Here is a 21544-nt window from a genome sequence, read left to right as displayed (position 1 = left end):
CGCAGTCACCCACGACACCCTTGTCTCGAGCTAACACTTCCTACTGCTAAGCGTGTTCGGGACTTGAACCCTATAGTCGATTGCCATGCCCGGCGCACGAAAATAAAAAAGGCCTTTACGGATACAGACCTTTGAACAATATTTTTATACCTCGCAGGTTTTAAAAACCTGCGAGGTACAAATGAAACTTTAAGCCAAATTTCGTCCCGCATTTACAATACCGAAAACCGTTCTTACCGCAAGTTTTTCTAAAGCATGCTGGTCTTTCTCGTTTTGATCATGCTGTAGTTTTTCTAAAGCAAAATGCTGAATCAATACCAATGGCAAAATAATTTTTTCGCGTGTAGCAATCGATTTTTTATCTACAGGATAATTCGCCATTAAAGTTGGCTGTCCGGATAGTTTTAAAAGCATCTCCTTCGCTAATTTGAATTCGTTGTGTAATTGAGTCCAAAAAGCACCAAACTCTTCATCTGCCGCCAAATGTGCTGTTATTGTGAAGTCTGATTTACTCATACTCATCATACAGTTATCTACAATGGTTTTCAAGTAATCAGAATCCTGGTAAACTTTAACTACTTTATCCCAATTGCCTGCATTTTCCTGGCTTTTCAGGGCCGTTCCCATTCCATAAAAACCGGGTACATTCTGTTTTAGCATACTCCAGGCGGTAACAAAACTAATGGCCCTTAAATCTTCAAGTTTCATTTCGCCTCCGCCATTTCTTTTTACCGGACGGCTGCTGATATTAGCTTGCGATAATAGTTTTAAAGGAGACAATTTCTCTAAATAACTTACAAATAATGGATGCTCACGGAGGTCGACAAAAGCCTTATAACTTTCTTCGGCCATTTCATCAAGCAGGGTTTTATTTTCAGGATCTAAAAGAATATTATGTTTTTCTTTCAGGCCTGATGTTAATCCGGCGTTTATCAATTGCTCAATATTAAATTCAGCACTTTCTACAGATCCGTATTGAGAACTGATGGTTTGCCCCTGAACAGTTAACTGCATGTTCTTATTGGCAATTTCCTTACCCATCGAAGCATAAAAACGGTGAGTTTTACCTCCTCCACGGGCAGGCGGCCCTCCGCGGCCATCAAAAAATGCCAATTGAATATTGTGTTTAGCAGAAACCGCTGACAATGATGTTTTACCATTAAAAATAGACCAGTTGGCCATTAAATAACCGCCATCTTTGGTACTGTCAGAATAACCAAGCATAATGTCCTGCTTGTTTCCACGGCTGGCCAAATGTGCTTTGTAAAATGGGTTGCTATAAAGCTTATCCATAATTGCTGCAGCACCTTTTAAATCATTAACGGTTTCAAAAAGTGGTACAAAATCAATTGTTAACGATTCTTTACTCCAGCCATTCCAAAGGAAAAGCTCAATTAACTGCAAAATATCACTAGCCTGCTGGCAATTGCTGATAATGAAACGGTGACAGGCTTTTTCGCCATTACGCCTTTGAATACCTTTAATTTCTTTAATTACCTCGATGGTATCTTTTGTTAACGCATCAGGTTCTGTAGCGTAAACTACGGTTGCTTCTTTAAAAGAAATAAGGTTTAATTTTTCTTCTTCAGAAAGATTATCGTAATCTGCAGGATATAATGAAGAAATGGGTTTATTTTGGCGACAGTAAGCATGAACACTTCTTAACACGCGGCTATCCTGGCGGATATCCAAAGAAGCGAAGTAATTGCCATATAAATCTATTTTGCGGATCAAATCATTAACCAGATCAACAAACAGGCCTTCATGCTCGGCCAAAAGCGTTTCTTTAATTTTATTCAGGTTATCTCTTAACTCATCAGAAATATCATGTAATTCGCAGGTTTGATCAAAAGCATTCTGATAAAGTACATCGTGTAATTTTGCAATATTTTCCTCCACACCCCTAAAAGTGATGCGGCGTTTAATCACCCTGAAATCGCGGTAGTAACAACGGAACAGGATTTGACGCAGCATTTTAGATACTTCCAGAGTAGTATCTGCATGAATATTAGGATTCCCGTCACGATCACCTCCTGGCCAGAAACCCAGCTCAAGAATTTTTTTGGTTTCAAGGTTATATTCATCCAGATTCTGATCAATTTCTTCCTGGATATTTGCCGCAGCGAAATAAAAAGTATTTTCTAAAAACCAGGCAAGGTTTAATGCTTCATCAACTGGGGTTGGCGATTTTTTATTAAAAAATGGTGTTTTACCCAATTGCTGTAAAAGCGAATTCATCGAGGTAAGGTCGTTATCTCTGATGGCTTTGGTTAAATCGGTTATAATAGCCAATACGCTCCCGGGATAAAACTGCGTTGGGTGGGCGGTTAAAACCAGGCGAAGCGAAAGTTCATCAATCAGTTTCTCAATTTTAGCTAAAACAGGTTTGTTATCTGCATTTTTCTTTAAAATAAAGGCTAAGGTACTTTGCTCATCAGTAGTATTGAGTTTGGTAAAAGAAGCATCTTCTACGGCATCAAAAAGCACCACTTGGCGCTCTATATATTGGATAAAGCGAAAAAGCAGGTCAACAATGTCTTTACGATCGGTATAACTTGTATACTTAGCAAAAAACTCTTCGATAACCTGTGCGGGTTTTTCCCCATTTGCAATACCTTCTTCACAGCTTTTAAAGAATAGCGGAAGCAATGTTCCGGTATCTTTTATTTTATAAAAAGGTAAGGTGAGAAATAAACTGTTAAATAGTTCGAATTTTGAGATGACCTCATTATTAAAAATAGATTCTCGTTGCGTAGTTAAACGAAGTTTGGGCATAGCTTATGCGATAGTTTTGTATACCGTAATACTACAAAAAATGCATAAGGTATTAAAATTCCAAGGCTTACAATTTGGATAATTGTAGAATAAATTTTAATTTTAGAATCTTATTTGGTCACTATGTGGTTAAGTAAGAACATTTGCAATGTTTAAGGGCATTGCATTGATTGTTAATTTTTTGGGTTAAAACAGCCGATGTAATAAAATACACCGGCTGTTTTTGTTTTTTGCCAATATTTAGGCAATTTCTTTGCAAATTTTAGTGTGCATCGGTCACAATGTTTGCATTCTTCTTAAATTTTTGAAGATATAGCAAAGGTATTGAGAACAACATGATCAATCCGGCAACCCAATATGCATCGTTATAAGTGAGCAACATGGTTTGTTTAATTACCGAACCTTCAATCGCTTTCATTGCCATTAATTTAGCATCCATTAATGATGAACCTTTGGCCATAAAATTATGCATTAAGCCATTTAATTTAGCGGTAAAAGTTGGATTGTAGTCGTTTATGTTGGTAAGCAGATTATTTCTGTGGAAACCCGAACGAATGTGAATCAGTGTTGTTAATGCTGCAATACCGAAAGAACCGCCCAACTGCCTGCTCATATTATTTAATCCGGAGCCTTGTCCAATTTCCGGACCTGATAAATCTTGCATGGCCAGGGTTGTTAACGGCACAAATAGTAATGCCATACCGAAACCTCTAATTACTAAAGGCCAGAAGAAATCGCCGGTTCCTGATGCAAGTGTTGATTTACTCAGCATCCAACAGAAAACGAAGAATAAAAACATTCCTCCTGTAGCCATAAACTGCGCCGGAACACCTTTTTTAAGCATGATACCGATAAAAGGCATCATTGAAATGGTACAGATACCACCTGCAATAAAAAGCTTTCCGGTTTGTAAAGGCGTAAAGCCTAAAAGGTTTTGCGCAAAAACAGGGAAAACGAATACCGAGCCGTACAATCCGAAACCTAATATAAAAGAGGTAAACATCCCGATTGAGAAACTTCGCTTTTTCATAATCCGAAGATTAACAATTGGGTACGCTGTGCTGGTTTCGCGCCAGATAAACAATAACAAACCAAATATAGAGGCCACTGCTAATGCGATAATGTAAGGTGTAGAAAACCAATCTTCGCTTTCGCCTTTTTCCAATAAGGTTTGTAAACTTCCGACCGCCACAGCCAGTAAACCAATCCCCCACCAATCAACAGGTTTTCCTTGCCCATCCTTGGGCGTCTCTCGAATAAAGGTTATGGTACAGTATGCGGCGAGTATCCCGACGGGAATATTTACATAGAAAATCCATGGCCAATCTGCTATTTCTAAAATATAACCTCCAATTGTTGGTCCTACGGTTGGTCCTACAACCGCACCTAAACCAAATAAGGCTGTTGCAATCCCCACATCTTCACGTGGCCATGTTTCAATTAAAATAGCTTGTGCTGTTGATATTAATCCGCCCCCGGCCAAGCCCTGAATAATCCTAAATAAAATAAGTTCATTCAATGAAGTGGCGTTTCCACATAAAAAAGAAACTAAGGTGAAAACGATAATAGAGGTTAAGAAATAATTTTTCCGTCCAAAACGACTGCCCAACCACCCCGACATAGGCAGGATAATTACATTCGCAACGGCGTATCCAGTGGATAACCAGGCCACATCCTCCAGGGTTGCGCCCAGGTTTCCCTGTATTTGAGGGATTGCTACGTTTACGATTGTTGTATCAATCAGCTCCAATAATGAAGCTGTGATTACCGTAAATGTAATGATCCACTTTTTTAAACCTACTTCGGCCATTTTGAAATTATTTAGTTGATACTGATGCTTTAACGCTCATTCCTGGACGTAATTTGGCCAACAGCTCTTTTGATGGATGAATTTTGATTTTCACTGGTATACGTTGTACAACCTTAACAAAGTTACCAGTGGCATTATCAGGAGGTAGTAAAGATCCTTTTGCGCCAGTAATTGGAGAGAAATTATACACTTCGCCCTGAATTTTATCGTCTGGATAGGCATCAACTTCAATTTCTACTTTAGAACCTTCTCTGATTTTTTCTAATTGCGTTTCTTTAAAGTTTGCAGTTACATAAATGCTTCCGTCGTTAACGATAGAGAATAAAGATTGACCTGCCTGAACCAATTGTCCTTTTTGAACATTCTTTTTAGAAACAATACCTGTTGCTGGCGCCTTAATATCAGTATATGATAACTGAAGTTTAGCAAAATCAATATCACTCTGGCGTTGGCTGATAACATTGCTGCTTACAGCCAATTGCGATTGTGTAGTACCAACCTGTTTAACCGCAGCATTGTATTGATCGGTTGCTGCCTGGTAAGCTGCCTGTGCAGATTCTTTTGAGGCTTTAGCCTGATCAAAAGCTTGTTGGGTAATTGATCCGTCTTTTACAAGGTTTGCATAACGGTCGTAATCTTTATTGGCCAGGTTTAATTTAACCCTTGCCGCAGCTACATTTGCTTTTGCAGTGCTGGTATTTGCCTGGGTTGCGATAATTTGCGATTGCGCTACTCCAACACCTGCACTGGCTCCTTTTTGGCCAGATTGTGCCTGCTCTAATTTAACTTTATAATCATTGTCATCAAGCTTAACTAAAACCTGACCTTCAGTTACATGTGTATTTTCTTCAAAATTAATATCCTTTACATAACCACCAACACGCGCAACAACAGGACTGATATCACCATCAATCTGAGCATCATCCGTATCTACGTGTTTGCTATAATAATTCCATTCTGTAATTCCGAAAATTACACCTATTACTAGTAAAACACCTAAAATGATGGGTACTACTATGTTCTTTTTTTTCTTTTCAGTTGTCATTGCTGTATTTATTGCGTTATTTTTCCTGTTGATTTTAATAGTGTATAGTAAGCCAAACCTGCATCTGCCTTAGCTATTTCTAAATTTATTTTTGCCTGGTATAGTAAGGTTTCTGCGTCGATACGGTCGGTTACAGAAGCTACATTGTTTTTGTATTTCGATGCCAATAATTTATCGTTTTCTGTTGCCTGAGCAATAGAGGTTTCCAATACCTGGATTTTATTCATCGCTACCTGGTAACCTTGAAAGTTTTTATTAATATCTGTTTTTACCTGATCTGATAAAATATCTTTCTGAATGGTAATTTCGCTTTGCTGAATTTTAGCTTCGCTTACTTTATTTTTATTAGTCCACAGGCTACCGATGTTCCAGGATACCGTTGCACCTAAGGTAATCGGCATTAAATATTGGTTTGCTGGTGGTATAAAATTACCACTTGGATTTATGTAATATAAGTTTGCGCCAATACCAACGGTTGGTAATGTGTTTGCTTTAATGGTTTTAATGTTAAAATCGGCAACTTTGTTTTGCACGTCAAGTTGTTTCAGCTCCTGGCGGTTAGCCATTGCCATACCGATATATTCATTTAAAGAATTAGCGCCTTTTAAGCCTAAAGTAGGATCGGTAATTTTAACTTCTGTATCTTCAGGCAAGCCTAAAAGAATATCGAGGTTGTAATTGATTACTTTGCGGTTGCTTTCGATATCCATTTGCGTTAATGTAACATTAGCTTGCTGCAGCTGGAAACGCAATACGTCATTTTTGGTAACTATACCTTGTTCGAAAAAACGTTGTGCCTGTTTAATCTGTGCTGCGATAGACTCTAAATTCTGATCAACCACTTTTCTGCTTTGCGATACCTTGTATAAAGCGTAATAGGTACTGATTACTGCATAAGTGATTTCTTCTTTACTTTTTTCGGCATCTAAACGTGCAACATCAGCCAAAAGTTTGGTTGATTCTTTAGCATATTTTAATTTACCACCTCCATACACCAACTCTTGTACTGCTGCAGTACCAACAAAAGCATCGGCTCTTTTAGGCAACTGTAAAGATGAGCCACCGCCGGGTAAAGTAAAGGTTGTGGTAGGAATTTCAGCGTGGTTGTATAAAAAGCTTGCGTTTGCTGTTGGCAACACATTGTCTTTAACAACTTCTAACTGGGCAACAGCCTGATCGATTTTGTTTTGAGAAAGTTTTAAGTTTTTACTATTGGCTATGCCAAGTTCTATTGCCTGGTTGATATTTAATTCCTTCGTACTCTGTGCAAATAAAGCAGCAGGAATTAATGATGCCGCAAGCATTAATCTAATTGATTTGGGTATCATTTTTTTGTTGTTAAATAAACTGTTGTTAGATCTTGTAAGTGAGCTATTGCCCTGTCTTTAATAATTTTTTTATCTTTCGGATTGTTGAGGTCGAAGTTTGAGCACGATATTACTTTATGTGGAGCAATAACAATATTGGTTATCGTACCCATAATGGTCGCAATTACCATCCTTACATCAACCTTGTTAAAACTACCATCTTCAATTCCATCCGTAATAATGCGGTCTATAAGCTGCATGTTATGACTCATTGCATCTTTAATCTTATCATACATTTCGGGCCTTTGGGTTAAAGAAAGTTCGCGATGCATCATTTTATGAAAAGCAGTGTTATTCAGTATCCTGTTTACATAACCCTCTATAACTCTGTGCAGTTTTTCTAATGCTGAAATCTTATCTTCATTGATGATTTTTAACTGAGATGCGAAACCTGCAATACGCTCGTTCATAATCTCTACAAAAACCCCTTCTTTTGAACCGAAATAATAATTTATCATCGCCATGTTCGCTCCAGATTCTTTGGCAATCTGGCGGGTAGAAGTTCCCTCGTACCCAGTTTCGCAAAACAGCTTTTCAGCTGCATCGAGTATGGCCTGTCTTTTATCTACTTTTTCTGTTTTCATTTCTTTTTTGACGCCACAAAATTAATCAATCGTTTGATTAATTTCCAAATGTAAACACACTTCTTTTACATTATCTTGATAAAACCCTAATTTTAAGTGAAATAATTAATCGAAGTATGAAAATAAGATCAATTTTGGTTGGAGATTTTGAAAATGATATTTAGGTTTATTTATATTACAATAGAACGTGTATATATCTACAATTAACAAATGCACATTTATATTGGCCGGAATTGATAATTAATTGGAATATTGAGGAGAATGACAAATTAAAATTTAAAATAAATATTAACTTTGCCTCCAAATAACAAAAACATGAGTGTACAAGAGAACAGCAGCAATAATTTCAACTGGTTATATTATGCTTTAGGCTTATTCTTCGGAGTTTTTACCGGAGCAGTAATTACGCAAAATTATATTTTCGCTTTATTAGGTGGTGTTTTAGGTTTGTTAACTGCAGGCTTATTTTTAAATGCTATCGTAAAAGGCAGAAAATACTAGTTTATTTTTACCGTTTACATCCCATTTTAGGATAAAAAATAATTTCATAGCAAATGAGAATTTGTGATTTTACCCATTGGTGTTGAATCATAATTACTCCATTGCCACAGAAAACAAAAATTTACAAATGAAAAATATCTTCATTGTTGTTTTCGCTCTTTTTTGTTTCAGCGCAAAGGCTCAGCAAGCCACTACTGCTGATGTAAAATTTCCTGCTGCAGATCCAAGTCCGGCAGATATTGTTTATTTCCCGCTTAATGCACCTAAAGCAAAGGCTGTAGATTTAGCAAAGCCGGTTATAAAAATTGTTTATTCGCGGCCACAGAAAAAAGGACGTGATATTTTCGGTGTTTTAGAACAGTATGGCAATGTATGGCGTTTCGGCGCCAACGAAAGTACCGAAGTGCGTTTCTACAAAAAAGTAACCATCGGTGGAAAGAAAATTAAAGCAGGTAATTATAGCTTATTCGCCATTCCGAATAAAGATACCTGGACTATAATTGTAAATAGCGAAACGGATAAGTGGGGCGCATTTACTTACGATCAATCAAAAGATATTGTTCGCGTAAATGTTCCTGTTAAAACCTTAATCAAGCCAATTGAGTATTTTTCTTTAACCTTTACCCCAAGTACTGATGGTGCTAATTTGATTATTGGTTGGGATAAAACACAGGTTGAATTGCCAATCATTTTTTAAGATAAAAAAAATTAAAATCTAAAGTCCCGGCCTAAAAGCCAGGGCTTTTTATTTTTTCAGGCATTTGAGGCCAGTTTCCTGGCTTCTCCATCATAATCGATCGCTGAAAAACCAACTACAGCCATAACTCGGTTAAAGCGGAATGTGATTAAATAAGAAGAAAGAAATATTAACGCAAAAAAGCAAACTCCAATCCTGGCAGTTTGCTTTTTTAATCATTATTAACCTAAACAGGAAAAAACTTCTACAAATTGTCCTGCAAGAGCTTCAAAATTAGTTTCATCCTGGTATAGAAAATATGCAGAAATCACTATTTATATTTTAATTTAACCTACTTCCCTATAATGGTGTAGTGTTAATTTATGGCTTAAATAACCTGATGATGGACTGGGGCACTTGAAACCTACCAGGCCCATCATTTCACGTAATGGATAACCGGTGCTTTGCAAAAGTTATTTCGCCCGGTGCATCTGCTTCATTTAATTGCTTACTGTGCACATAAAAGAATTTTGCAAACTGGCCCATTACTTCGATTAGTTGTATGCTGTAAAATTAACCTGAAATTGAACCCAGAGAATCCCCCAAAAAGGGTGATTTTAGCATTATTTTTTAGCAAAGCATTGCTATAGGCTAGATAAACCGCTTTTCTTTTGCTGTTTTTATAGCTTCTGATTTAGAATTTACATCCAGTTTAATATAGATATTTTTTACATGGCTTCTCACTGTTTCCTGATCAATAAAAAGATCGGTAGCAATTTGAGATTTCGTTTGCCCGTTTGCAATCCTATCCAATATCTCCGTTTCTCTTTTGGTTAAGGGCGAATTAAGGTTTTTTTGAAAAGATCGCATTACAATTCTGGCCACATTGGTACTCATTGCCCCGCCACCTGTACTTACTTCTTTAATTGCATCTATAATTTTTGCTGCACTCGAGTTTTTGGTGAGATAGCCCCCCGCTCCCAGGGTTAAAGCTTCGAAAACCAACTCCGGCGAATCGAAAACAGTTAAAATGATAATATTTGCCTGCGGCAGAGCTTTTTTAATAAAAGGCAAGGCTTGCAGTCCATTGGTTCCAGGCATTTGGATATCCAATAAAATCACATCCGGACGATCTGCATCAAGGTGTTTTTTAGACAAATCGTACGATGCGTAAGCATTTACAACAACAAAACCTGCTACATCATTTAACAGCGATTCGTAACCCATTCTTAAAATATCATCATCTTCAATTAAAACGATTCGTATATTTTGGCTCATTGTGATATTGGTTTTAGGTTAAGACGGATTTTAGGCTATTTTGTAACAGGAATTTTTGTCGAAATTGTAATGGTGGTTCCTTTCCCTGTAATAGAAGAAATCTGGAAGGTAGATTTTATGCGCTTACATCGGGTTTGAATGTTGTTTAGTCCCCTTCCCCGTTCTACCGATTCAAGGTCGAAACCCGCCCCATCATCGGTAGTTAAAATATTAATGGTATTGTAATCCGTTTCAATAACCATTATCAGAACCTGTGTTGCTTTGGCATGTTTAAGTACATTGTTCAGCATTTCCTTAAAAATCAGCGTTAGGTTTCTATTAAACTCCATTGATAGCTGTAGCTTTTGATATTTAACAAGTACACCCTCCATCTTAAAATCAATGCCAGTATTATGGAATAGATCTATCCCAAAATTTTTGATGTGCATTAAAATTTCAAAAAGATTATCGCTCTGCGGATCCAGGGCCCATAGAATATCTTTCGTTCCGGTATACAGCAAACCTGCATTTTCTCTAATAAGCCTGATCAGTTCTTTCTGCTCTTTCTCCGTATCATTAACTTTTTTGTCTAAAATCTCCGATAACACATTAATCCGCGTTAATTTGTTGCCTATATCATCATGAAAATCCTCCGCCGTTTGCTTTCTGATCTTTTCCTGTTCTTTTAGCTTAACTTTTTCAAATTGATATTTCTTTCGTTCCCTGGTTTTAAAAATGAGGTAAAAAATCAGCCAGATTAAAAAGATCAATACCAGAAAAGCCACGATTTTAAATAATATGGTATCGTAATATGGTGGTACAATAATAAAGCTAAACTGCCCGATGTTAGATTGCTGTCCATTTGCGATGGCATAAACCTGAAAAGTATAGCTTCCCGGCCGTACAGCCGAATATTCGATCTCGGTATTGGGTACTGGTTTACTAAAATCATTATCTATCCCCACCAGTTTGTACCGATAAAGTACACTTTCAGGATTGGTAAGGTAAACACCTTTAAAACTTATTGCAATGTGGTTTTGGCTATAATTTAATTTATAAAAACTGTTTTTTTTATTATTGATGTCTATAGAAAAATCTTTAGAGCGGTCGCTTTTATGGTAAACAATAACCTGTTGAATATGAATAAACGGACTGTTTTTATTCTCATTAGGTGCCACTATTTTACACTGTATCAACCCACTGATGGTACCCACCAAAATGCTGTTTTTATAGTTAATAATCGCATTTTGATTACACTCTACAATTAAAGGATGATCTCTGAAAACTTCATAACGCTGCTGTGTTTTATCAAACGTTAATTTGTTTATTCCACGTCCGGTTCCTGCCCATAAATTATCTTTACGATCAGTTGCAAGGCTATAAATGTCGTTAGAGTTTAAGCCATCGGCCACCACATAACGTTTAAAAGCTTTTGTTTTGAGGTTCCACGTTATAATGCCATCACCAAGGGTTGCAAAAATCAGATTATCACCATGTTTGATGATACTTAGAATGTGTATTTTATTGAGCGGTTTAAGATGGAATGTTGTATCTACTTTTTTATTTCTGATCAGGGTAATGCCATTCGAAGTGCCCAGCAATACACTATCTTTGTTTAGCGGGAATGGAAAAATACAGGATGAATACCCATCAAAGCCTGATATTCTCTCAACTTTTCCATCTTTTAAATAGGTTGATGATTTTAAACCATTGATCCATATTCCCCCATCGTTATCCTCCGCAATAGCACTGTTATCATATCTTTCAGCTTTTAATATTTGAGAAAATTTTTGTCCGTCATACTTCCAAACGCCATTCCCATAGGTAGAAATCCAAATGTTTTTTGCCTTATCTGCAAATACGAAAAATATTTTTTTATCCTTAAAAAGAGGATTGTCGATAACGGTCAAGTCTTTTCCATCGTACTTAAAAATACCTTTATTGTAGGTACCGAACCAAAGGTTTCCTTTTTTATCTGCTGCAATTCCACTTATCGGATAGCCAACATTTTTGCCTTTAAATTTATTGTAATGAATAAAGGCATCTCCTTCATACTTATAAATTCCATCACTGAAACAGGAAATCCAGATGTTATTTTCTGCATCTTTAAAAATTTCATTAACCTGGTTGTCACTAAGTCCGTTTTCACCATTAAAATTTGTAACCAATCCATTATTCCGGATCAGGTAAGCCCCTTTTTCTGAGCCAACCCAAATATTGCCCTTATCATCCTGCTCTAAAGAATAATAAGTATCAATATGAGGATTTTTAAAAAATAATTTCGTAACCCCTCTTTCCAATACATGTACTCCACTCCGGTACGTTAGCAGATAAATTTTATTTTTAACTTTTCTATCGAATAAAATCTTCGAAACTGATAATGCACTCAGTTGTTGTGGCAATTCCTGATAAATGACCCATTTGCCGTTTTGAAGTTGATAAATACCTTTGTCTGTAACCGAAGCATAAAGGTTTCCAGATTGGTCTGTGTTAATGGTATTAATGCTTTTATCCCCAATGGAATAATAAATAAGCCTTCCCTTTACTACTTTAAAAAGTTTCCGCTCGGTTATTCCCCAAATTTTACCCTGTTTATCTTTAAGTAAATGGCTAACTGGTTTACCAGAAAATAAGGAGCTTATTTTACCTTTTTTTAAAATGTTGATTCCAGCTTCTGTACCAAAATAAACCTGGTTAAGGTTATCTTCCAGGATAGCGTTTATGGAGTTGGATGATAATCCATCGGCCTTGCTGTATGGAGTAAATACCTTGCCATCAAAATTACTTACACCCCCGTAAGTACCGAGCCAAAGTGTTCTATCTTTTGCCTGATAAATTACCATCACCTGCGATTGTGGCAGGCCATCTTTCAGGTTGTAATTGGTAAAATTATAGCTTTGAGCAAATAACTTTTGGCTTAATAATAACAGTAAAGAAATTAGAAGATTTATCTTGATTATAGACAGTTTACTGTACATGTAATACAAAATAAGGATAATTACGTTCAAAAGCTATCCCCCGTTTTGGGGGATATTTTATGCATTGCCCATATACGGATCGGTTTGGGTAATTTCTCCTGTTTCTATTTTACCTGCATAACGTTGTTTAAAAATGCTATTACCTGGTTGCACGATGCTGAAATCGTACCAATTGGCATTTTTAGCCAGGTTAAAAGCAACTTTATTGGTGCTTTTAGGTTTAATGCTCACTGTTTTTATCCCTGATTTATACTTATTATCTGCAATTTGCAACGTAATTACTGCTGTACCTTTGTTTTCTATTGAAAAAATTAAGCTTCCGCTAAGTTTTTTTGTAACCAGGCCAATCTGCTCCGGATATGCCTTAACCACAATCAAAGGGTTCTTTTTATTGCCTGAAAAAGACCTGTAAAAGCCATTTGGCCCATTGATAAACAGCTCATAAGCTTCGCTGTCAAAATCTTCGATATTGATTTTGTCTTTTAACACATCGCCCGCTTTAACTGCATAGGCCCAGGTTTTACCCACAACGCCTTTAAATTTACCGATGGTATTCATATTGAAAGGTGCACCAACCGTTTCTGTTTCACTACCAAACAATGTTTTTGCTGATTGAAAAGTCAGTTCGATTTCGTTGTTTACCACATTGGCATCAACCATTAAATGGTAAGGCAGTGCGCAGGCATTTTTGGTTCCACTTTCTTGTTTAGGTGCATGCGCTGATGTTTCAGAAGAAAAGGCTTCAAACTTATTAATTTTTGCTACTTCTGTTTTATTCAAAGCAGTTGGACCAACCTGTGCCGGTTTATTTTTTGCATTACCGATATTGGTTACTACGGCATCCCTTTTTAATGGCTCAGGAGATTTAATTTCTTCTCCATTATAAGGCCTGAAAACAGAAGTTAAATCACCGCAGATGTTTCTTCTCCAATCGCTAATATTATTGCTTTTAATTGCCTTTCCTGTTTTTTTAGCGAGCCATTTCTCTACAAACATTAATGATGAGGTATGATCAAAAACCTGCGAGTTTACAAAACCTCCTTTGCTCCAGGGCGAAGCTATTACCAGTGGAACCCGGTAACCCAGGCCTATAGGACTTCCTTTTTTTGCTTCAAAATCGGTAGCATAGTTTATTCCATTAGATACTTTTCCGCTGGCGGGATCATCTGGATTTGGAACTACAAACGGGGGTTGATGATCAAAATAACCATCATTTTCATCATAGGTTAAAACGAAAATGGTTTTTTTCCAAACTTCAGGGTTCTTGGTTAAAATATCCAAAGCCTCGCTTACATACCAGGTTCCGTATAATGGCGAGCTGGTATGATCAGAAAAACGTTGAGGCGCAACCAACCAGGAAACTGCAGGTAGCTTTCCACTGTCCACATCTTTTCTGAATTGATGAAAAATATCGCCTTTCGGAATGTTTATTGTTTCAGACTGGCCCTGATCATTTTTAAAAGTAAATGGTTCTAGATCAAGGTAATCCTTTTGAGAAATATTGGTTGTAAAGGCTTTATCTATTAAGTTTTTCTCTTTTTGAGATAGTTTATCGTATTTCTCTTGAACTTCTTTGGCAGTTAAGGCAGGTTTAACGGTATTATCGCCATTTTTTCTAAAATAAGCCGATAATTTAACATTATGCCGGCTAATGTATTCTACAGGATTATCACCATAATTACCCAACCAATCATCTATTTCGCCCTCAGGGAGTTTTGACGTCCAGAGTTCATTTTGGTAAATGCGCCAATCAATGCCATTATCTTCCAGTGTTTCTTGAAAGGTTGGCCAATCTACAAATACATTATTTTGCGATTCTGCCTGGTCGTTATTTACTACAGCAATGCGGTTAGCACTCTTTTCTCCACGGATCGTTCCTGTAAAAAAGAACAGTCTGTTCGGCGTTGTTCCGGTAAGCGACGAACAAAAATGCTGATCACAAATGGTAAAGGCATCAGCCATGGCATAATAAAAGGGAATGTCGTTCCGATCATAATAGGCCAAAGTCATCGGTGATTTTACAGGCAACCATTTATCATAACGACCGCCATTACGTGCAGCCACCTGATCGTTCCATGAATGTGGCAAACCACCCTGCCAGGTAATTTTTGTTTTGTTAATGTCTACATGAAAAGGTGCATAAGTATAGCCCTGACCATCTTTTTGCAGCCAAACTTTGTTGCCATCAGGCTGAATGTGTGGGTGTGGATCATTAAAGCCTCGTACTCCTTTCATTTTACCAAACATGTGATCGAACGACCTGTTTTCCTGCATCAAAAAAACAATGTGTTCCGCATCGTAAAAGGTACTGCCCGGTTCAGGGTTAATAGACATGGCTTTTAGTACCGAACTGGGCAATGTATTGGCCATGCCCGTGGCTCCGGCAAATAAGGCCGCCTTTTTTAGAAAATCTCTCCGTGAATCCATAAATTAAACAATATAGCTTAGATAACGCAAGTTAAATTTTTCAGTTGGCAATAAGCAATTTTCAGTTGGTGTTAATTATATTCAAATCAGCAGCAAATTGCTTAGTTCAAAACCAGCAGGCAATATGCCCAACAATAAATCGCTGCAAAAAACATTTAATTGACTGTCTTTCAGTTAATTATATTAACAAATTAACCTTTATAACATCCAATTGCGGTGAAGTATACAACAAAATTATTTTTGAAAAACCCTCACATAATCAACCTTCATTGTTGCAGGAAAAATAGCATCATCTACCCCCTTTTTTCCACCCCAACCGCCGCCTACAGCTACATTTAAAATTACATGGAAATTTTGATCGAACGGCCAGTCGCCAGAACCTTTTTTGGTATTTTTAAAGCTGAGGTATTTTTGATCGTCAATAAAAAAATCAATGCGATCGGCAAACCATTCTATGGCATATATATGGTATCGGGTATATGGATTTTCTACTTTTAACGCCTTACCAACCTGGGTTTTAATTACATGGTTAAATTTTTCGGTATGTACCGTTCCGTGCACACTATCCGGTTCGTAACCCACGTGCTCCATAATATCAATTTCGCCGCTTTTTGGCCAGTCGCCATATTTCCAATCAGTCGGCAATGCCCATATTGCAGGCCATAAGCCTCTGCCCTTTGGTAACATGGCCCGAACTTCTACCCTGCCATATTTAAAATCAAATTTATTTTTGGTTACGAGCCTGGCCGAGGTATAATGGTTATTTTCTTTGTCGGCTTTTATTGCGGTGATGTTCAGATTGCCTTTTTTAACCACTGCATTCGCCGTATCGGCATCGGTGTAATATTGGAGTTCGTTATTTCCCCAGCCTTTTCCGCCAACATCGTAACTCCAGTTTTTAGCTAAAGGTAATCCTGCATTATCGAACTCATCAGCCCATTTCAGCTTCCAGCCTGCTGCTAAAGGAGTCTTTTTAAGCTCTTCAAAAGTTAATTCAGGCTCATTGGTGGTAATGTAATCAACCTGGTGTGCTAAAAGCCACTGAATTTCAGGAACAGTATTCACCGTCCAGGCGTTCACCGTTAAACCCAATTTGTGGGCATTTTCAATCCATCCATCTTTTTGGTATATGCTATAATGGTAATCAACACCCGTTAATTTATCGGCTTTCATTTGTTCCGCACTGATCTCACCTCTTAAATATGCAACTTTTGCATTTGGCAGCAGCTCCAAAACGCGTTTACAATAATCGTAGTCAAAACTAATGTACTCTGTCCATTCAACTGCTTTCAGTTTCTGAACCATTTCGATACACTTATTCGTGACTTCAATACCGCGTTCTTTGCTAATTAAAGATGGTTTGATTTCTAAAATGAGCTTCGTTGTTTTCTGTTTTTTTCCTTCCAGTAAATAGGCTTCTAACGTTGGAATTTTTTCACCATTCGTCATGGTTTTAGTCAACAAATCCGCATATTTTACTTTCTCAATGGTTAAACCCTGAAATTCAGGATCATGATTAATCACTAAAACCCCATCAACCGTCATCCATACATCGAATTCTGACCCATAGCAACCAAGTCTTACGGCTTCTTTTAAAGAAGAAATGGAGTTTTGCGGGAAATTATTTTTCTTCCACGCACCGCGGTGGGCAATTACCTGGTTTTTGTTCCAATTAAACTTTTGGGCGAAAGAAGCAGTAAAAATGAACAACATCAGTGTAGAAATAAGTACTCGTTTCATATTTAACATGATTATACAAAAAATCAAAAGTAGATTTTTATCAGAATACTCGTTTAAAATCTATGTAACCTTTGTATTAATAAAAACAAGATAATGGTTTTTAAATTAACTTAGTTATATGCAGAAAGACTATACTGAAAATGTAAATTATCACCAGTCAATATCCAATTATTTGTAAATTGATAGTGAATGATAAACATTATGAAATAAACGCGTTACCTTACTATGGTTTCTTTCAATTGATTAGAACTATTTTTACATTTACAGTGATATGGTGAGCAATAACTATAGTGAATTACTTAGAAAGATAGATGAGTTTATCCGCAAATTTTACCTGAATAAAATTTTGCGTGGTAGTATTTACGCTGCAGCCATTCTTTTAGCCTTGTATCTCATTGTTTTTTTAGCACTGTATTACCTCAATCCAACTGCTGGTTTTAAAACCTTTATCTTTTTTGCTTATCTCATCACCGGTATTTTGCTTGTAGGTTTTTTAATTGTTAAACCTTTGCTTGCAATGTTAAAGCTGGGCAAACACCTCACTTTTGACGAAGCATCGGTAATCATCGGAAATCACTTTTCCGATATTAAGGATAAATTACTCAACACCGTGCAGCTTCATCGTTTATCCGAAAACCAGCCCAATAACAATCACCTGATTATTGCTAGTATTGATCAAAAAATACTCGAACTCAAACCTGTTCCATTTTATACCGCAGTAAGCATTAATGATAACAGGAAATACTTAAAATATCTACTTGTTCCGCTTTCAATCATTTTGCTCATCGCTATTATTGCCCCAGCCATTTTACGCGAAGGCACAAACAGTTTTTTTAAATACGACGAATACATTGCACCAAAAGCGCCATTCACTTTTGCAATTCTGAATAAAAGTTTAACCGCTACCCAAGGCGATGATTTAAGTTTAAACCTTAAATTATCAGGAGATGAGCTTCCATCCGAAGTTTATGTTGAAGATGGAAAAAACACTTATAAACTCCTAAAACAGAGCATTAGTAAATTCAATTACAGCATAAAGAATATACAAGCCGATAAAAAACTTATTTTTAAAGGAGGAGGCTTCAGTTCTTCTGTATTTACTATAACGGTAAAACCCCGCCCTGAACTGTTAAACGCAACAGCAACATTAACTTATCCCGCTTATTTGGGCAAAAAACAAGAATTGATTGCCAATGTTGGTGATATGCTCTTGCCTGAAGGCACCAAGGTTACCTGGAACTTTAAAACAGGGCAAAGTACAGCACTTTTGTTTGTTTTAAATGGGAAAGAAAATACCTTAAAAGTAACCGATAATGAATCTGCTTTTAATGCAACCATTAGGAGCAATTCTAAATATAGCATTACCCCTAAAAACCAATATGTTACGCTCAGAGATTCCTTATCACACCAAATTACTGTGGTAAAAGATCAATCTCCGGCAATTGCTGTAGAAGAAAAACCAGATTCAGTTAGCAATAAAGCCCTTTATTTTAACGGACAAGTTACCGATGATTATGGATTTAGCCGCTTAAGTTTCAAATATAACATTAAAGAAAACAGGCACATTGTAGCCACTGTTACCAAAAATATAGCCATTAAAAGCAATGCAACAGAAAATTCTTTTTTCTATTTCTGGGACTTAAAAACCGCTATGGCCAAGCCGGGTCAGGAAATTGAATATTATTTCGAAGTGGCCGACAATGATGCAGTTAACGGCGCTAAAGTTACCCGATCTGAAATTAAAACATTTAAACAGCCCACAAAAAAGGAAACTGCCGAACAGGTAAGTGCCAGCAACCAGGCTTTGAAGCAAAAAATGCAATCGGCTATCCGTTTGGCAAATACAATCGAAAAAGAAAGTAAAAAAGTAGCCGAAAGCCTCATTGATAAAAAACAAATCTCTTTCGAAGATAAAAAGCAAATTGAAGCCTTATTAGACAAGCAAAAGCAGCTTGATGAAGCTGTGAAAGAAATTAAAGAACAGAATGAAAAAAATATTCAGCAACAGGACGATCAGCAACAAAACGAGGAACTTTTAGAAAAACAAAAGCAGATAAAAGATCTTTTCGACAATGTTTTGGACGAGAAAACCAAAGATCTTTTACAGAAACTGCAAAACCTGATGAATGAAAAAAATAAGGACCAAACGCAAAATGAACTTTCAAAGATGCAGTTGGATAACAAAACCCTTAAAAATGAGCTCGACAGGATTTTAGAACTCTACAAGCAGTTAGAATTTGAACAAAACCTTCAAACGGATATCGATCGCTTAAATGAACTCGCTAAAGAGCAAAAGGAACTCGCTGAGCAAACCAAAGATAGAAAGCAGGATAATGAATCGTTAAAGCAGAAACAGGATGCACTGAACAAGGAGATGAAAGACCTTAAGGAAGACCTTAAAAAGCTTGAAGAAAAAAATAAAACACTGGATAGACCAAATCCATTCGAAAATCCAGAAAAAGATGTTCAGGATATTCAAAAAGAGCAGCAGGACAGCAAAGATGCTTTAGACAAAAAAGACTCAAAAGGTGCCAGCCAGAAACAGCAAAAAGCCGGTGAGCAGATGGAAAAGTTATCTAAAAAAATGAGCGATATGCAACAGCAGGGTGAGGAAATGGAAAACAACCTGAATGCCAAAGAGTTGCGCCGCTTGTTGGAGAACTTATTAACCACTTCTTTTGATCAGGAAAAGGTAATGCTTTCCTTAAAGAAAATGACTGCAGCTGACCCCTCTTATATCAGCAATGTTCAAAAACAGCGCAGCATTAAAGATAACCTTAAAACAATTGCCGATAGTTTATACAGCCTCAGTAAACGTGTACCACAAATAGAATCGACTGTAAATGAGGAAATGAACAAAATCAATTTTAACCTTGATAAAAGTTTAGAGCGCTTAGGGGATAGAAGAACTGCAGAGGCAAACCGTTTTCAGCAGTTAACTATGACATCGGTTAACAACCTCACCTTAATGTTGAGCGAAGCACTGAGCCAACTGCAGAATATGCAAAAAAATGGCAAAGGTGGTAGTGGAAAGAAACAAAAGCAAGGCATGAAACAGCTTTCGCAGATGCAAGACCAGCTGAATAAAAGTATGCAAAAGGCCCGTGAGCAGATGCAAAAACAAGGAGGCAACCAAGGTACTGTTGGCAAAGGGCAAATGAGCCAGGAATTCGGTAAAATGGCACAGCAACAGCAAATGATCCGCCAGGCTTTAGAAAAAATTAACCGCGAAGAAAATAAGGATGGTTCAGAAAAGATGGGCAACCTCAATGAAGCCATTAAAGAAATGAAACAAACGGAAAGTGATCTGGTTAACAAACGTTTACAACAAGAAACTTTAAACCGGCAAAAAGAACTGTTAACCAAATTATTAGAAGCAGAAAAAGCAGAACGCGACCAGGAAGAAGATGCTAAACGCGAAAGTAAAGCAGCCAGGGAATTTCCGCCATCCTATCAAAAAATGGTCGATCAGTTTAAAAAACAGCAACAAAATGGTAATGATATGTTGCAAAAACTTCCACCAAGTTTAAACTATTACTATAAAAACAAAATTGCCGAATATTTGAAATCACTGAATATGGTACAATGATGTTTGGATTTACGATAGGGTTACGTAAATCGTCCCGTCATTTCGAGCGGAACAAAGTGGAGTCGAGAAATCTTTTAACCTTGCCTACAATCTTTTTAATTAAAGATCTCTCCATTCCGTTGCACTCCAGTCGAGATGACGGGAACTACTATAATATTTCTTAAATTTGCAGCAAATACCTCCTTTTATGCCAGCAATATCCTTCTTCTCTGAATCAGTAAGCTATAATCTTCCTCAAAAACTTAAAGTAAAAAAATGGATAAAAGCTTCAATTGAAAAAGAGGGATATCAACTACAAGAACTTAACTTTATTTTCTGTAGCGACGAGTATCTTTTAAGCATCAACCAACAGTATTTAAATCATGATACTTACACCGATATCATCACTTTTGATAATTCTGATGTCGAAAAACTAATTGTAAGCGATATTTTCATCAGCATTGAACGGGTTAAAGAAAATGCAAAAACTTTTAAAACACTAGAGTTTGACGAGGTTTGCCGTATAATGATTCATGGAACACTACATTTATTAGGCTATAAAGACAAAGGAAAAGCCGCCAAAACCCTTATGACTGAGAAAGAAGATGAATATCTTGCCTATCGGGCACGAATTGGCTTAGTTTAATCTCTATAAACCTTTTCAAGGATTAATAATTCTATTTTCAGTATTATCTAAAACGCTGAACTTGTTTTAGCAAAGCTCCTGCTATCTTTCCATCTCAATTATTTAATGGCGTTCGTCTAAAAGTTAACGCTGTTCGTCGACTATTACCCCCTACTGGTATAATTAAGCAA

At 36.8% G+C, this 21544-nt stretch carries 13 protein-coding genes; 4 read left to right on the top strand and 9 right to left on the bottom strand.

The features are described 5' to 3' along the window. Positions 1 to 189 precede the first annotated feature (189 nt). From ASE74_RS22525 to ASE74_RS22505, 5 genes are all read right to left on the bottom strand, one after another. Entirely contained in the window at positions 190 to 2775 is a 2586-nt protein-coding gene (locus ASE74_RS22525) for a phosphoenolpyruvate carboxylase (protein WP_055914426.1), read from the bottom strand. 262 nt (positions 2776 to 3037) lie between these two features. Continuing rightward, positions 3038 to 4585: a DHA2 family efflux MFS transporter permease subunit gene (locus ASE74_RS22520; protein ID WP_055914423.1), complete on the bottom strand. Its 1548-nt coding sequence runs from the start codon at positions 4583 to 4585 to the stop codon at positions 3038 to 3040. A gap of 7 nt (positions 4586 to 4592) precedes the next feature. Then, the gene (locus ASE74_RS22515; protein ID WP_055914420.1) at positions 4593 to 5630 is read right to left on the bottom strand and encodes an HlyD family secretion protein; all 1038 of its coding nucleotides are present in this window, start codon (positions 5628 to 5630) and stop codon (positions 4593 to 4595) included. An 8-nt stretch (positions 5631 to 5638) separates the two neighbouring features. After that, a complete protein-coding gene (locus ASE74_RS22510) occupies positions 5639 to 6958 on the bottom strand; it encodes a TolC family protein (protein ID WP_055914417.1) in 1320 nt (439 codons plus the stop codon). Continuing rightward, positions 6955 to 7581, bottom strand: coding sequence for a TetR/AcrR family transcriptional regulator (locus ASE74_RS22505; RefSeq protein WP_055914413.1), 627 nt, complete (start codon positions 7579 to 7581; stop codon positions 6955 to 6957). Before ASE74_RS22505 ends, ASE74_RS22510 begins: the two co-directional genes overlap by 4 nt. Before the next feature lie 315 nt (positions 7582 to 7896). Between ASE74_RS22505 and ASE74_RS22500 the strand changes: the two genes are divergently transcribed. Then, entirely contained in the window at positions 7897 to 8082 is a 186-nt protein-coding gene (locus ASE74_RS22500; protein WP_055914408.1) for a hypothetical protein, read from the top strand. Positions 8083 to 8209: 127 nt separating this feature from the next. Then, on the top strand, positions 8210 to 8779 hold the full coding sequence (locus tag ASE74_RS22495) for a DUF2911 domain-containing protein (protein WP_055914406.1): 570 nt from the start codon (positions 8210 to 8212) through the stop codon (positions 8777 to 8779). A gap of 630 nt (positions 8780 to 9409) precedes the next feature. On the opposite strand, the gene ASE74_RS22490 is transcribed toward ASE74_RS22495, so the two are convergent. The 4 genes from ASE74_RS22490 to ASE74_RS22475 all read right to left on the bottom strand — a co-directional run bounded on the left by ASE74_RS22490 (position 9410) and on the right by ASE74_RS22475 (position 17160). Then, on the bottom strand, positions 9410 to 10036 hold the full coding sequence (locus ASE74_RS22490) for a response regulator transcription factor (RefSeq protein ID WP_055914402.1): 627 nt from the start codon (positions 10034 to 10036) through the stop codon (positions 9410 to 9412). A 35-nt stretch (positions 10037 to 10071) separates the two neighbouring features. Beyond that, positions 10072 to 12993, bottom strand: a complete 2922-nt coding sequence (locus tag ASE74_RS22485) for a two-component regulator propeller domain-containing protein (RefSeq protein WP_055914398.1) — start codon at positions 12991 to 12993, stop codon at positions 10072 to 10074. Positions 12994 to 13050: 57 nt separating this feature from the next. Further along, positions 13051 to 15420: a phosphocholine-specific phospholipase C gene (locus ASE74_RS22480; RefSeq protein ID WP_055914395.1), complete on the bottom strand. Its 2370-nt coding sequence runs from the start codon at positions 15418 to 15420 to the stop codon at positions 13051 to 13053. A 234-nt stretch (positions 15421 to 15654) separates the two neighbouring features. Further along, positions 15655 to 17160, bottom strand: coding sequence for a family 16 glycosylhydrolase (locus tag ASE74_RS22475; RefSeq protein WP_055914392.1), 1506 nt, complete (start codon positions 17158 to 17160; stop codon positions 15655 to 15657). Between the two features lie 271 nt (positions 17161 to 17431). Here ASE74_RS22475 and ASE74_RS22470 point away from each other — a divergent pair, with 271 nt between their 5' ends. Both ASE74_RS22470 and ybeY read left to right on the top strand, forming a co-directional pair. Further along, complete coding sequence (locus ASE74_RS22470; protein WP_055914389.1) at positions 17432 to 20749, top strand: DUF4175 family protein; 3318 nt, start codon at positions 17432 to 17434, stop codon at positions 20747 to 20749. 187 nt (positions 20750 to 20936) lie between these two features. Beyond that, on the top strand, positions 20937 to 21374 hold the full coding sequence (ybeY, locus tag ASE74_RS22465; RefSeq protein WP_055914386.1) for an rRNA maturation RNase YbeY: 438 nt from the start codon (positions 20937 to 20939) through the stop codon (positions 21372 to 21374). Positions 21375 to 21544: the final 170 nt, after the last annotated feature.

Source organism: Pedobacter sp. Leaf216 (assembly GCF_001421515.1).
GTDB lineage: Bacteria > Bacteroidota > Bacteroidia > Sphingobacteriales > Sphingobacteriaceae > Pedobacter.
This window is presented reverse-complemented; position numbering and strand designations above follow the sequence as displayed.